Origin of the sequence: Leucobacter chromiireducens (genome assembly GCF_003917135.1) — a bacterium.
GTDB lineage: Bacteria > Actinomycetota > Actinomycetes > Actinomycetales > Microbacteriaceae > Leucobacter > Leucobacter chromiireducens_A.
Genome location: NZ_RPDI01000004.1, coordinates 122594 through 136528 on the forward strand (window position 1 = coordinate 122594; position 13935 = coordinate 136528).

Annotated in this window: 11 protein-coding genes; 8 read left to right on the forward strand and 3 right to left on the reverse strand. The window is 71.5% G+C overall.

The genetic code is table 11. From position 1 onward, the window contains the following. The first annotated feature begins 68 nt into the window (after positions 1-68). From EGM46_RS03350 to hpf, 8 genes are all read left to right on the forward strand, one after another. Positions 69-3248, forward strand: a complete 3180-nt coding sequence (locus EGM46_RS03350; protein WP_125098754.1) for a glycosyltransferase family 2 protein — start codon at positions 69-71, stop codon at positions 3246-3248. Beyond that, positions 3245-4642, forward strand: coding sequence for a DUF5719 family protein (locus EGM46_RS03355; RefSeq protein WP_125098755.1), 1398 nt, complete (start codon positions 3245-3247; stop codon positions 4640-4642). Before EGM46_RS03350 ends, EGM46_RS03355 begins: the two co-directional genes overlap by 4 nt. A 21-nt stretch (positions 4643-4663) precedes the next feature. Continuing rightward, a complete protein-coding gene (locus EGM46_RS03360; protein WP_125098756.1) occupies positions 4664-5104 on the forward strand; it encodes a hypothetical protein in 441 nt (146 codons plus the stop codon). Between the two features lie 106 nt (positions 5105-5210). Beyond that, on the forward strand, positions 5211-5894 hold the full coding sequence (gene mtrA / locus EGM46_RS03365) for an MtrAB system response regulator MtrA (RefSeq protein ID WP_125098757.1): 684 nt from the start codon (positions 5211-5213) through the stop codon (positions 5892-5894). 4 nt (positions 5895-5898) lie between these two features. Then, complete coding sequence (gene mtrB, locus EGM46_RS03370; protein WP_241156152.1) at positions 5899-7596, forward strand: MtrAB system histidine kinase MtrB; 1698 nt, start codon at positions 5899-5901, stop codon at positions 7594-7596. Further along, positions 7593-9317: an LpqB family beta-propeller domain-containing protein gene (locus tag EGM46_RS03375; RefSeq protein WP_125098758.1), complete on the forward strand. Its 1725-nt coding sequence runs from the start codon at positions 7593-7595 to the stop codon at positions 9315-9317. The genes mtrB and EGM46_RS03375 overlap by 4 nt, the downstream gene beginning before the upstream one ends. A 107-nt stretch (positions 9318-9424) precedes the next feature. Further along, complete coding sequence (locus EGM46_RS03380; RefSeq protein WP_125098759.1) at positions 9425-10144, forward strand: ComF family protein; 720 nt, start codon at positions 9425-9427, stop codon at positions 10142-10144. 95 nt (positions 10145-10239) lie between these two features. Next, positions 10240-10869, forward strand: a complete 630-nt coding sequence (hpf, locus tag EGM46_RS03385; protein WP_125098760.1) for a ribosome hibernation-promoting factor, HPF/YfiA family — start codon at positions 10240-10242, stop codon at positions 10867-10869. 117 nt (positions 10870-10986) lie between these two features. Here hpf and EGM46_RS03390 read toward each other — a convergent pair whose 3' ends face one another. The 3 genes from EGM46_RS03390 to EGM46_RS03400 form a co-directional block, all read right to left on the reverse strand. Next, complete coding sequence (locus EGM46_RS03390; protein ID WP_125098761.1) at positions 10987-11763, reverse strand: polyprenol monophosphomannose synthase; 777 nt, start codon at positions 11761-11763, stop codon at positions 10987-10989. A gap of 107 nt (positions 11764-11870) precedes the next feature. Next, positions 11871-13331: a catalase gene (locus tag EGM46_RS03395; RefSeq protein ID WP_125098762.1), complete on the reverse strand. Its 1461-nt coding sequence runs from the start codon at positions 13329-13331 to the stop codon at positions 11871-11873. Positions 13332-13395: 64 nt separating this feature from the next. Continuing rightward, a complete protein-coding gene (locus tag EGM46_RS03400; protein ID WP_125098763.1) occupies positions 13396-13908 on the reverse strand; it encodes a Fur family transcriptional regulator in 513 nt (170 codons plus the stop codon). Positions 13909-13935 lie beyond the last annotated feature (27 nt).

Sequence of the window (13935 nt, forward strand, 5' to 3'; positions counted from 1 at the left end):
GCCGGATGCCAGGCCACACGGTGCGGCTCCATCTTTCGCGCCGCCGAGCGGCCTAGACTGGGCGCGATATGCGCACCAGAGTAACGGCCGTTCTTGTCGCCCAGCAGGGCGGCGAGTGGCTCGACCAGACCATCGCCGGCATCGCGGCGCAATCGGTTGCGCCCGCGGCCATCATCGCCGTGAACAACGGCGGCTCGGACAGCGTGGGATCGCAGCTGCTCGCGAGCGGCGCCGAGCGCGTCATCGGCCTCGGGAGCCGCGTCTCCTTCGGGCAGGCCGTTGCGCACGGCGTGCAGGCGGCCGCGCCGGCACCCGAGAGCGACGTCACCGAGTGGTTCTGGCTGCTCAGCGAGGACTCGTGCCCCGAGCCGGAGGCGCTCGCGCTCATCCTGCGCGCGGTGCAGCGCGCGCCCTCCGTCGCGGTCGCGGGCCCCAAGCTCGTCGACTGGGATCGGCCCGAGCGCATCATCGAGCTCGGGCAGAGTCTCACCCGATACGGCGCGCGCTGGACGCTGCGGCGCCAGGAGCTCGACCAGCAGCAGTACGACCACCTGCAGGACGTGCTCGGGGTTGGCCCCGTCGGCATGCTCGTGCGCCGCGACGTGTGGGAGCAGCTCGGCGGCTTTGATCCCGCGCTGCCCGTCTACGACGACGGCCTCGACTTCTGTGTGCGCGCGCGTCTCGCCGGGCACCGCGTCGAGGTGGCGCCCGAGTCCCGCGTGCGCTTCGCGCAGAGCGGCGTCGCCGGCCCCCGCATCGACCGAAAGCGCTCCGTGCTGCGCCAGGCGCACCGCCAGGCCCGCACCGCGCACCTGCACCGCAGGATCGCGTACGCGCGCGCGCCGCTCGCGCTCCTCGCCTGGCTCGGCCTCCCCGTGTTCGCCGTCCTGCGGGTGCTGTGGGCGCTCATCAGGGAACAGCCGGGCAACATGCTCGGCGAGTTCCTCGCAGCGTTCAGCGTATTCTTCCGCCCGCACGCGATCATCGCCTCGCGGAAGCGCATCAGGCAGAACAACAGCGCCGGGTGGGCGGCCATTCGCTCGCTGCGCATCGACCCGAAGAGCGTGCGCACCGCGCGCATGATCGACCGCGAGGCGATCCTCGCGAGCACCGGCATGCAGCGGCGCGAGCTGCACTTCATCTCCTCGGGCGGCCTCGCCGTGCTCGTCGCAGCGCTCGTCGCCGCGGTGGCGCTCACCTGGTGGGCCGTCCCGCAGCTCAGCCTCGCCGGCGGCGGACTCGCGCCGCTCAGCTCGCTCGACCAGCTGTGGTGGAACACCCGCTCGCTCGACGGCGTGCCGGCCGACCCGTTCACCTGGGTGCTCGCGATCCTCGGCACCGTGACCTTCTGGAACCCGTCGCACGCGATCGTGCTGCTCATCATCGCGGCGATCCCGCTCACGGCGCTCGGCGCTTGGATCTGGGCCGCGCAGCTGACCGAGTCGAAGGCGGGTCGCGCCCTCACCGCACTGGGCTTCGCGCTCAGCCCGGTACTGCTCGGCTCGCTCGACGCCGGCCGCCTGCCGACGCTCATCCTCACCATCACCCTGCCGTGGCTGCTGCTCGCCGCCACGCGCTGCCGGGAGTCGTGGAGCTGGGCCGGCACCGCCTCGCTGCTCGCCGGCGTCGCGCTCGCTGCCGCCCCGGTGCTGATCCCCGCGGCGGCGCTGCTCCTCGTCGTTGGCCTGTTCACCACGCTCCGCGGCGCGGCGCGCGTGCTCACCACCGCGCTCGTGCCGCTCGTGCTGTTCGCCCCGAAGATCGTGGTGAGCGTCACCAGCGGCAGGCCGCTCGACGTGCTGCTCGATCCGGGCATTGTGCTGCCGTTCGAGCCGGCAACTCCCTGGCACATGCTGCTCGGGTTCCCCGAGTTCGGCCTCGCCGGCTGGGGTGGCATCCTCGAGGCGATCGGGCTGGGCGGCCCGCCAGCGACGCTCCTCGTCGGCATCCTCATGCTGCCGATCGCGCTCCTCGCGGTGCTCGGCCTCTTCACCGGACGTGTCGCAGTCACCCTGTTCAGTGCCCTGTTCGGCGGGCTCGGCATGGTCACCGCCCTCGGCGCGGCCCAGCTGCAGCTCACGGTCGTCGGTGACACGAGCGTCGCGCTGTGGACCGGGTCCGGTCTCGCGGTGTACTGGCTCGCCGTGCTGAGCCTCGCCGCGGTTGGCGCGTCGACGCTGCGCAAGGGCGCCGCCCCGGTCGTCGCTGTTGCCCTGGTCACGGCGATCCTCGCGGTGGTGCCGGTGAGCTCGCAGCTCTTCCTCGGACGCGTGCCCTTCGGGGCTGCCGCCTCGCAGATGCCGGCGCTCGTGCAGGCCGCTGGCGAGACGCAGCCGGGCGTCCGCACGCTCGTCATCACCGCGGAGGCGTCGCACGCGGTGCGGACGCAGGTGGTCACCGGACCAGGGGTGCGCCTCGATCAGGTGCGCAGCGTGGATCACGTGCCAGAGGTGGGCGACGCGGACCGCGAGATCGCCGGCCTCGTCGGTGGCCTCGCGAGCGCCGGCGGCCCGGACCTCACCGCGGCGCTGCGCGAGGCCGGGGTCGGCTTCGTGCTGCTGCCGAGCGCGGGCAGCGACGTGGAGCGCGCGGAGCTGCAGCGACTCTTCGATCAGCACCCGGCGCTTGTGAACGCCGGCCAGACCGAGCAGGGCCTGCTCTGGCGGGTGGCGGAGCCCGAGACCGAGCAGGTCGAGCCGGGCGACGCCGCGGAGAACGTCGGCGGGTCGACCCTGACCGGCAGCACGATCTGGGTGGTGCAGCTCATCGTGCTCCTCGGCGTGCTGCTGCTCGCCCTCCCGACTGGCGAGGTGACCTACCGGCCGGAGCGGCGCAAGCGGCCGAAGCGGAGGAAGCGCGGCGGCACCGAGGTGACCGTGACGCCGGTGCCGCAGTCAGAGGCCGAGGCGGAGGTGCCGGAGGCTGAGGCGGAGGTGCCGGAGGCTGTAGTGCCTGAGGGTGAGGCTGAGGCTGAGGCTGAGGGCGAGGCCGAGGCGCCGGAGGCCGAGACGGCGGCTGAGCCGGAGCCGGAGGCAGCGGCCGAACCGGTGCCCGGCGTCGATCCCGAGCCCGAGGGTGCGGACGTGGCCGAGCCTGAGCCAGGCACGGATCCCCAGCTCGACACCGACCCCGAGCCCGGCCCGGATCCCGAGCCCGGCCCGGATCCCGATCCCGAGCCAGGCACCGATCCCGATCCCGATCCCGATTCCACCCCGGGCGCCGAGCCAACGACTGGAGACGCACGATGAGCGACCGCACACGCATGCTGCGCGGCGGCGCCCGCGCGCTCACCGGCCTACTCGTGATCGCCGCGGCCGGGGCCGCCGTCGTGGCGGTCGGCAGCCTGACGCTGCCCGAGGTGACCCGCGCGCCGCAGCCCATCGTGGTCGACACGACGCAGAACACGAACCGCACCCTCGTGTGCGCCGGCGCATTCTCGGTGCTGGGTGCCGACGAGGAGCGGCCCGGCGCGGCGATCCCCGTCGGGTCCCCCGCAGTGACGGTCGCCGGCGAGGCCGCCGGCACCGCGAGCCTCGACCGCGCCGAGGGCGGCAAGGGCCTCCCCGCGGTGATCTCCGCGCCCATCGCCGAGCCGCTCGCCGCGGCGCAGCTGCAGTCCGTGCGCGGCGATCAGCTGCGCGGGGCCACCGCGAGCGCGTGCGCCGAGCCCCTGAACGAGCAGTGGCTGCTCGGCGGCGGGAGCAACCTCGGCGTCTCGACGACGCTCAGCCTCGGCAACCCGGGTGGCGTCCCCGCCACGGTCGAGATCTCCGTCTACGACGAGAACGGGGCCGTCGACGCGGCCCAGAGCGCGGGCGTGCTCATCGCGCCAGGCACCGAGCAGACGGTCTCGCTGAACGGCTACGCGCCGGATCGCGAGCGCTTCGCCGTGCGCGTGGTGAGCACCGGCGCGCCGGTGACCGCGAGCATGGGGATCGCGCACCGCTTCGGGCTCGAGGCGTACGGGGTGTCCTCGGTCGGCCGCCAGGTGGAGCCGGCGACGCGGCTCGTGATCCCTGGCGTCGCCAACGAGAGCGACCACGAGCGCGGCCCGAGCGACTCCGGAGAGGGCGACGACTACCCCGTGCTGATCCGGGCATTCGCGCCCGGGGGCAGCGAGACGACGGTGCGCGCACGCGCGATCGACGCCAACGGCGGCAGCACCGAGCTGGGTGAGCTGTCGCTCGCGCCCGGCGCGGTGGGCGAGCTGAGCCTCAAGACCTGGCCGACGAGCGCGAACGCCGTGGTGATCGAGGCCGACGCGCCCGTGCTCGCGAGCGTGCTCGGCTCGGCGACGAAGGGCAGCGAGCACGACTACGAGTGGTTTGTGCCGGCACCCGAGATGGCGGCGGGGGAGCCGGTCGCAGCGGCCGTCGTCCCCGGCGGCAAGCTCGTGCTCGTGAACTCCGGCGTCGCTGCGGCGAGCGTCGAGGTGCGCGCCGCCGACGGCAAGGCCAAGCCCCGAACGGTGAGCGTTCCGGCCGGCGCCGCGGTCACGGTGTCCGCACCGGCGAACGCCGTGCTCGAGTCCTCTGCGCCGATCACCGCGGGTGTGCGGTATCTGAAGGATGCGGACATCGCCGCGTACCCGGTGATCGCGCCGGATCCGCGCGCCGGGGAACTGACCGTCTTCACCCGCTAGCCGGGCACGTAGACTGGGGGCATGTTCGGTCGTCAGCGTTCCCAGCGTTCCCCGCGAACCCGGGTGTCCAGGCGGCACGGGCGGCGGCCCATCCGCTCCGCGCTCGGCGGGCCCAACCTGCCGGATCCCGGCGGCAGGATCCCGCGCTTCGAGGCGGACGCCCGGGGTGCGGTGCAGCTGCTGCAGCAGCACTTCCCCGAGGAGCTCACCGGGGTGCGCATCGGCTTCCAGACGGCGCCGAGCGACCGGGGCGAGAGCCGGCACCCGCTGCTCTACGCGATCGACCGGCCCTCGCGCACGATCATGCTCTTCCGCATGCCGATCCAGCGCGCCAGGGGGCTGCACGTCAACGACGATGAGCACCGCAGGTACTTCGTCGAGCACTGCGTGCACCTCGCCGTGTGCGAGTACCTGGGCCGCGAACCGTGGGAAGTGCTCCCCGGGAGATTCGATCACTACTGATCGCCCGGGCGCTCCGGAGCGCGCAAAGTGTCCAAGCTTGGCCTGATCCGGCGTTGAAAGGCTCGCGACACACGTAATCCTCGTCTTGGCCAGTCATAATGGGACCATGAGTGCGCGCATCTTGGTGGTAGACGACGACCGGGCGCTTGCCGAAATGCTGGGCATGGTGCTGCAGGGCGAGGGCTTCGAGACCGAGTTCTCGGTCGACGGCGCCGAGGCCGTCGAGCGGTTCCGCGAGATGCGCCCCGATCTCGTGCTCCTCGACGTGATGCTGCCCGGCCTCGACGGCATCGAGGTCGCCGAGAAGATCCGCGCCGAGTCCGGGACCCCGATCATCATGCTCACCGCGCGCACCGACACCCGCGATGTCGTGCGCGGGCTCGAGGCCGGGGCAGACGACTACGTCGTGAAGCCGTTCAACCCCGTTGAGCTCATCGCCCGCATCCGTGCGCGCCTGCGCGAGCCGCAGCAGGAGGCGACGGAGACGCTGCGCATCGGCGACCTGACGATCGACGTCGCCGCACACGAGGTGCGACGCGGCAGCCAGGTGATCCCGCTCACGCCGCTCGAGTTCGACCTGCTCGCGATCCTCGCGCGCAAGCCGCAGCAGGTGTTCACGCGCGAGGTGCTGCTCGAGAAGGTCTGGGGCTACCAGTACAAGGCGGACACCCGCCTCGTCAACGTGCACGTGCAGCGCCTGCGGGCGAAGATCGAGCAGGATCCGGATCGCCCCACCATCGTGACCACGGTTCGCGGCGTCGGCTATCGCGCCGGCTCCTCAGCGGAGTAGCCGAGTGAGCACCCGCCGCTCACGGCTGGGGCTCGCGCTCCGGCGCATGCACCTGCGCTGGGTACGGTTCTCGCAGCCGGTGCTCGGCCCGTTCCGTGCGCGCTGGCGGCGTTCGCTCATGGTGCGCACCATGACGATCACGGGCCTCGTGACCGGCTTCATGGTGCTCGTGGCCGGGGTGTTCATTCTCACGAGCATTGGCGGCGACCTCTACTCCTCGCGCCGCGACCAGGCGCTGCAGGACTCCGCGCGTGCCACGCTCGCCGCGCAGCGCCTGATCGATGCCTCCGATGCCTCCGACGGCGGCTCGCTGTCGCTGCTCGCGGGGTCCGTGCGGCGCACCGTGCAGGACGCGTCGTCGAGCCAGCTGGTGTACCTGCGGCGGGAGCCGGGGCAGGCCCCCAACCCCGACGCGCCGCCCGCGATCACCTCGAAGAACCTGCTCATCGAGTCGGTCAGCCCGGAGCTCTCCGAGGCGGTCGCCTCCGGCACGGAGCCGCAGTACTACCAGCCGGTCACCTTCGTTGAGGAGGACGGCACGAGCGCGCCGGGGATCCTCGTCGCCTCGCGCCTCGTGTTCCCCGCGGGGGCCGGCACCTACGACCTGTTTATCGGCTACAACCTGGGCGACACGCAGGGCACGCTGAGCTTCGTGCAGCGCACCCTGCTCATCACCGCGGCGGCGATGATGGCGTTCATCGGCATCCTGGTGTGGATCATGTCGCGCATCGTGTTCCGGCCGCTCCGCGCGGCAGCCGACACGAGCAGGCGGCTGGCGGCGGGCGAGAGCGACGCGCGCATGCCGCTGCAGAACGACGAGCACTTCGACGTGCTCTCCGAGGGCTTCAACGACATGGCCGACACCCTGCAGGCGCGTATCCAGGAGCTCGACCAGCTCTCCGAGATGCAGCAGCGCTTCGTGTCCGACGTGTCGCACGAGCTGCGCACACCCCTCACGACGATCCGGCTCGCGAGCCAGGTGATCCAGGGCAGCGCCGACGGCCTCGAGCCCGGGCAGCAGCGCGCGGTCGAGGTGCTCGGCACGCAGGTGGAGCGCTTTGAATCGCTGCTCGGCGACCTGCTCGAGATCTCGCGCTACGACGCCGGCCGCGTGACCCTCGAGACCGAGCCGACGAACCTCGTCGCGCTCGTCGGCGAGGTGGTGGACAGCCTGCGCGCGCTCTCGAAGAGCGAGATCGAGGTACGGGCGCTCGGCGGCTACGCGCCGGTCGAGGTGGACCCGCGCAGGATCAGGCGCATCGTCTCCAACCTGGTGGGCAACGCGATCGAGCACGGCGAGGAACGCCCGATCCACGTGACGATCGATTCGAACGCGTCGGCGATCTCCGTGACCGTGCGCGACTGGGGGATCGGCATGTCCGCGGAGGCCACCGAGCACGTGTTCGACCGGTTCTGGCGGGCCGACCCGTCGCGCAAGCGCACGCTCGGGGGCACCGGCTTGGGGCTCGCGATCGCGCAGGAGGACGCCGCAGTGCACGGCGGCCTGCTCGACGCGTGGTCGCGGCTCGGCGAGGGATCGAACTTCCGGCTGACCCTGCCGCGCGGCGAGCACGTGACCAGCTTCGTCGCGCCGCTGCCGCTCGTCCCCGAGGGCGCCGCAGGCGCGGAGGGCGAGCTCGGGAAGACCGGCGGGTGGCTGCGGCGGCCTGGCCGCCGCATTCGGAAGGACAAGCGCCGATGATCAGGAACTGGAGTCTCGGCGGCGGGCGGAGCGGCGCGCGGCGCGGCGGGGTGCGCGGGGTACGCACGGTGCGCGGGGTGCTCGGCACCGCCGCGGCGCTCCTGCTCGCCGGCTGCGTGGCGATCCCGACGGCCGGGCCCGTTGAGGTGGGGCTGTCCGACCTGAAGCAGGCCGACCAGGTCTACCAGTACAAGCCGCCTGGGCCGGTGGCCGGGGCGAGCCAGGAGGACCTCGTGCGCGGCTTCGTGCTCGCGGCCACCTCCTCGGCGGACGAGTACGCGACGGCGCGCGAGTTCCTCACCACGAAGTACGCGAACCAGTGGGATCCGAACGCCGGGGTGCTGATCGACGGCGGCAGCCGGCCGTACCGGGCCGACGGCGACACCACCGGTGTGCTCTCGCTCGCCGTGTCCGCGAAGGTGGACGCCGCCGGCGAGATGCTGCCCGTTGGGCCGGGTCCCAGCCTCGAGATGCGATTCGAGTTCGAGCGCGTCGGCGCGGAGTGGCGCATCTCCTCCGCGCCGAACGGGATCATCCTCGACTCCACCATGTTCTCCACGATCTGGTCGCCGCACCAGCTGTACTACATCGGCGCGGGCAACCTGCTCGTCCCTGAGACGCGGTGGTTCCTCACCCGGAGCTCCCTCACCACCGAGATCATCGGCGCGCTGCTCGAGGGCCCAAGCGAGGGCATGCGCGAGGTGCTGCGCAGCGGCTTCCCCTCGGGCACCGCGCTCGCGAAGAGCTCGGTTCCCGTCGTCGACGGCTCCGCGCGAATCGACCTGACCAACCAGCTCATGCAGGCGCAGCCCGCGGCGCTCGCCGAGCTGCGGCAGCAGATCAAGTCCAGCCTGCAGACCGTGCCGGGAGTCACCGGCTTCGAGCTGCTCGTCGACGGCACGCCGCTCCGCGACAACGTCGGCGACGAGGCGAACGCCCCGCGCATGGTCAGCGTGCCGAGCACGCCTGCGGTGATGATCGACGATCAGTTCGGCTCGCTCGTGGCGGGAGAGCTGACGGAAACGCCACGATTCGGGCCGCTCATTCACGAGCTGGATCCGAACGCGGTGACCCTCGCCCTCGACGAGAGCGCCGCGGCAGTGCGGCACCCTGGCGGCGTGAGCCGTGTCGACGAGAACGGAGCGGCCCTGATCGACACCCGTGCGCGGCTGCTCGATCCGAGCATCGACCCGCTCGGGTATGTGTGGACCGCCTCCGCCGCGAACCCGGAGCAGCTCCTCGCGACGAGTTCTGCCGGAGCTGCCGTGCAGATTGCTGCCCCGTGGCTCGCCGACCGCACCGTCGTCGCCGTGCGCGTGTCGCCCGATGGGAGCAGGATCGCCGCGCTCGTCGAGGACGGCGACGAGAGCGCGGTGCTCATGGCGGGGATCGTGCGCGACGCGAGCGGGGCACCGCTGCGCACCGCCCCTGAGGCGGAGACCGCGCTCTGGGTCTCCGGTGCGCCGCTCGATCTCGACTGGGTGGGGCAGCTCCGCTTCGCCGCGCTCACCCGGGTGGGCACCGCCGGGAAGATCACGCTCGGCGGGCTCGGCGCGATCACCTCGGAGCAGACCTCGGTGCAGGGCGGCACGAAGCTGAGCGGCGGCGGGGGCAAGAACTACCTCCGCGTGCTGAGCTCCGACGGCTCGCTGTACGCCCCGCAGGGGAGCGGCTGGCAGCGGGTGGACGAGGACATCGAGATCCTCGCGAAGCGGGGCTGAGCGGGCGAGGCTCGCTCACAGGTCGGCATTCGCCGCGATCGGTGGCAGCGCGTCCACAGATCGGTTCCGCTCGGTGCTGGCGCCACGCACTCCCGAACACTGGGGAGATGACCTGGTACGCGCCGCTCCGCGAAGTCGCACTCGACGTGCTCGCCCTCGTGCTACCGACGGCGTGCCGGTCGTGCGGGGCGCCGGATCGCGAGTTCTGCGATCGCTGCGTGGCCGCGGTGCGCGCGCCCGCCGAGCCGCTTCGCCTCGACCTCGGCGTCCCGGTCGCCGCGCGCGGCCCGTACGCCGGCCCGCTCCGCGCGCTGCTGCTCGCGTTCAAACACGGGGGCCGGGTGCGGAGCGCGCGCCTGCTCGGGGCGCAACTGCGCGTGCCGCTCGCGGCGGTGCTCGCTGCCGCGCCAGTCGGGAGGCTGGCGCTGCTGGTACCGGTGCCGTCCACACCGGCGCGCTTCCGGGCGCGCGGGTATCGCCCGGTCGAGCTCCTGGGAGCGAGCGCGCTCCGCGGGCAACGCTTCCCCGTGCGGCTCACGCGTGCGCTTCGCACCACGCGCGGCAGGCGCGGGCAGGTGGGCCTCGCGCCGCGTGAGCGGGCGCGAAACGCGCGGCTGCTCGCCGTGCGGCGGGTGGCGAGACCTCGGATCCGCGGGCGCGATGTGGTGCTGCTCGACGACGTGCTGACCACCGGCGCGACAGTCCTTGCAGCCCGAGATGCCTGTGAATCCGCGGGTGCGCGAGTGGTCGCAATCGTCGTGCTGTGCGTCGCTGAATCGCGCGCTGAAAGCGGCGCTGAACAGGCGCTGGGAGCAGATGAGTCGTGAGAGTGGAAACCGTGCTCGAGAGTGGAGTAGAGTTCGACAAAGGCGTAGCGGTGCGCCGCACTGGCCCACCCGCCTGAGTCACCTGGGAGGTCACCATGGACGTGAACATCCGCGGCAAGAATGTTGGGATTACCGACCGATTCGAGCAGTATGTCGAGTCAAAGACTGACAAGGTGGCTGGGCTCTTGCCCAAGGCTCAGTCGTTCGAGGTGCGCGTCTCGCGGCAGAGCGACCGGAGCCCCCAGAACGGCGATCAGGTGGAGATCACGCTGATCGGACCGGGGCCCGTGATCCGTGCGGAGTCCGCCGGATCTGACAAGTACACCGCCTTCGATATCGCATACGGTCGCATCCTTGAGCGCATTCGGCGGATGAAGGACCGACGTCAGGACCGGCGCGGGCGCGGGCGCACCTCGCTCGGCGATGCGGCGGCCAACGACTTTGGCATGATTGACGTCACCCCGGCCCCGCTCGAGGTCCTCGAGTCCGTCGCCACTGGCGAGATCCCGGTGCTGGCTGAGGCCGGTGAGGAGCAGTACTCGCCCGTGGTGATCCGCAGCAAGGAGTTCCCGGCCGAGCGCCTCTCGGTCGAGGACGCGGTCGACCAGATGGAGCTCGTCGGACACGACTTCTTCCTGTTCGTCGAGCACGGTTCGGGCCGGCCCAGCGTGGTGTACCGCCGCAAGGGGTGGAACTACGGTGTGATCACCCTCGCCGAGGCATAGGCATAGGCATAGGCATAGGCATAGGCAGAGACGGAGGGCCCCGGGCGCGCAGAGCGTGCCCGGGGCCCTCGCTCTGTCACCTGGCCGTCAGGCGGCGCGCCGGGCGCAGCCGGCGGCTCAGCGGCGCGACTCGCGGCTGGCCGCCCGTGCGCGCCGCTCGTCCGCCCGGAGCCGCCAGCCCCAGCGCAGCACATTGCGCAGCGCCTCCCACACGATCCCCACGCTCATCTTCGATGCGCCGGCAGCGCGCTCGACGAACGTAATGGGCACCTCGGCGATGGGGCAGCCCATGCGCTCGAGCGTCCACGCGGTCTCCACCTGGAACGCGTACCCCTGCGAGTCGAGCCGGTCGAAGTCGAGGCGGCGCAGCCACTCGGTGTCGAGCACGCGGAACCCACTCGTGAGGTCGTGGAGGCGGGAACGGAGCGCCGCCTGCGCCACGCGTGTGCCGGTGCGCGAGATGGCCCGGCGCGCCCACGGCCAGTTCACGATCCGGCCGCCGCGAATCCACCGGGTACCGATCACGAGCCCGGCCCCGCCGCGCGCGGTCTCCAGCAGCCGCGGCAATTCGACGGGCAAGTGCGAGCCGTCCGAGTCCATCTCGGCCACGAAGCGGTACCCGCGCTCAAGCGCGATGCCGAAGCCGAGCGCGTACGCCGTGCCGAGCCCCTGCTTGCCTTGCCGGTGCCGCACAGTCACCCGGGGATCGACAGCCAGTTCGCTGGCGAGCCTGCCGGTACCGTCCGGGCTCCCATCGTCGATGATGAGGATGTTCGCGGCCGGCAGGTGCGCGAGGATGCCGGCAACCGTTGCGGGGAGCGTCGCCCGTTCGTTGTAGGTCGGCAGGATGACCAGCAGCTCCCGGGAAGCGCGTGGGCGGTCCTGAGCGGTCATGTGTTCATCCTGGCAGAAACAGTGGTGGGAGGTCGCCTCACGCGAGGCGACCTCCCACTCATTTCGCTCGCAGCGCGATGGGGGCGATGCGAGCGGTCACCGTACGGCTACGCGGCGAAGCGATCCCGCAGGATCTGGCCGAGCTCGGCGTCGACGTTCGTCCAGTACTGGAAGAAGCGCTCGCGGATCTCGGGCACGGTGATCGCGTGCGCCTGACCGTTCAGCACATCGTGGAACGTGGCCTTCGACTCCGCCGAGAACACGTCTCGGTAGAGCGTGCCAGCTTGACCGAAGTCATCGTCCTCCGCGCGGAGCGTGTACGCGCTGCGCACGAGCTCGCCGTCCGACTCCCAGCTGCCCTCGACACCCGCGAGCGGATCAGCCGCCGGGCCACCCGCCGCGCCGTACGAGTTCGGCACGTAGGTGCGGTGCTGCGCGCTCGGGAAGTGGTAGCGCATGTTGCCCTCGTGCATGTAGTTGTTCACCTCGGCGGCGTGCGGCTGGTTCACCGGCAGCTCGTTGAAGTTCGTGCCGATCCGGTAGCGGTGCGCATCGGCGTAGGAGAAGACGCGGGCCATCAGCATCTTGTCGGGCGAGATCCCGGTGCCAGGCACCTGGTTGCCCGGCGAGAACGCCGCCTGCTCGATCTGCGCGAAGAAGTTCTCCGGGTTGCGGTTCAGTGTGAACGTGCCGACCTTGATGCGCGGGTAGTCAGCCTTCGGCCAGGTCTTCGTGAGGTCGAACGGGTTGAAGCGGTAGGTCTTCGCCTCCTCGTAGGGCATGATCTGCACGTACATGTCCCACGACGGGTACTCCTCGCGCGCGATCGCGTCGAACAGATCGCGGCGGTAGTAGTCCGCGTCGCTGCCGGCGATGCGCTCGGCATCGGCCGCCGACATGTGCTCGACCCCCTGCTGGGAGATGAAGTGGTACTTCACCCAGAACCGCTCGCCCTCGGCGTTGATCCACTGGTACGTGTGCGATCCGTAGCCGTTCAGGTGGCGCCAGCTCTTCGAGAGGCCACGATCGCCCATCAGGTAGGTGACCTGATGCGCCGACTCGGGGGACAGCGTCCAGAAGTCCCACTGCATGTCCGCGTCGCGCAGGGCGGAATCGCCGAGGCGCTTCTGCGAGTGGATGAAGTCGGGGAACTTGATGCCGTCGCGGATGAAGAACGTCGGGGTGTTGTTGCCGACGATGTCGAGGTTGCCCTCGGTGGTGTAGAAGCGCAGCGAGAAGCCGCGCACGTCGCGCCAGGTGTCGGGGGAGCCCTGCTCGCCGGCCACCGAGGAGAAACGGATCAGCGTCTCGGCCTTCGCGCCCGGCTGGAAGACTGCCGCGCGGGTGTACTTCGAGACGTCCTCGGTGACGACGAACTCGCCGAACGCGCCGCCGCCCTTCGCGTGCGGGTTGCGCTCCGGCACGCGCTCGCGGTTGAACGACGCGAGCTTCTCAACAAGGTAGCGGTCGTGCAGCACCGTTGGGCCGTCGGCTCCGACCGTCAGCGAGAACTCGTCGCTCGCGACCGGGGTGCCCGTCTGGGTGGTGGTGGGCTTGATGTCAGACATTGCGCCTCTTTCTTCCGGGGGTGGTGGGGTGGTACGGGTGGCAGGGGGGGGATCCGCGGCGGGGCTACGGCCGGTACGGCTGCGCGGTGCTGTCTGGCTGCGCGGTGCTGTCTGACTGCGCGGTGCCGTCCGGCTGCGCGGCGGCGCACGCCGCGCAGCGCCCGCGGAACACGATCTCGGCGACCTCGATGGTGAAACCGAGCGAGTCGGACGGCTCGAGGCACGGCGCGGAGCCGACCACGCAGGGAACATCCTCGATGACCCCGCAGTCGCTGCAGATGAGGTGGTGGTGATTGTCACCGACGCGTGCCTCGTATCGCGCTGGGCCGCCATCCGGCGTGATCTTGCGCGCCAACTCGGCGTCGGCGAGCGCGTTGAGGACCCCGTAGACCGCCTGCAGCGACGTGCCGGGCAGCGCCTCCCGGAGCCGCTCGTACACCGCGCTCGCGTCGAGGTGGCCGCCGGTGATGAGCATGTCGAGCACGGCGCGCCGGGTCGCGGTGGAGCGCAGCCCAGCCGCACTCAGCCGCTCGGCGACGGAGGCGTGCACCCGGTGGTGCTGGGTGATCGATGGCATGTCCCCAGTCTACAAATTATTTTGAGT

Bases quoted from the DNA above. Each gene is read 5' to 3' on its own strand.
- EGM46_RS03350 (WP_125098754.1), top strand. From the start codon at position 69: ATGCGCACCAGAGTAACGGCCGTTCTTGTCGCCCAGCAGGGCGGCGAG.
- EGM46_RS03355 (WP_125098755.1), top strand. From the start codon at position 3,245: ATGAGCGACCGCACACGCATGCTGCGCGGCGGCGCCCGCGCGCTCACC.
- EGM46_RS03360 (WP_125098756.1), top strand. From the start codon at position 4,664: ATGTTCGGTCGTCAGCGTTCCCAGCGTTCCCCGCGAACCCGGGTGTCC.
- mtrA (WP_125098757.1), top strand. From the start codon at position 5,211: ATGAGTGCGCGCATCTTGGTGGTAGACGACGACCGGGCGCTTGCCGAA.
- EGM46_RS03375 (WP_125098758.1), top strand. From the start codon at position 7,593: ATGATCAGGAACTGGAGTCTCGGCGGCGGGCGGAGCGGCGCGCGGCGC.
- EGM46_RS03380 (WP_125098759.1), top strand. From the start codon at position 9,425: ATGACCTGGTACGCGCCGCTCCGCGAAGTCGCACTCGACGTGCTCGCC.
- hpf (WP_125098760.1), top strand. From the start codon at position 10,240: ATGGACGTGAACATCCGCGGCAAGAATGTTGGGATTACCGACCGATTC.
- EGM46_RS03390 (WP_125098761.1), bottom strand. From the start codon at position 11,763: ATGACCGCTCAGGACCGCCCACGCGCTTCCCGGGAGCTGCTGGTCATC.
- EGM46_RS03395 (WP_125098762.1), bottom strand. From the start codon at position 13,331: ATGTCTGACATCAAGCCCACCACCACCCAGACGGGCACCCCGGTCGCG.
- EGM46_RS03400 (WP_125098763.1), bottom strand. From the start codon at position 13,908: ATGCCATCGATCACCCAGCACCACCGGGTGCACGCCTCCGTCGCCGAG.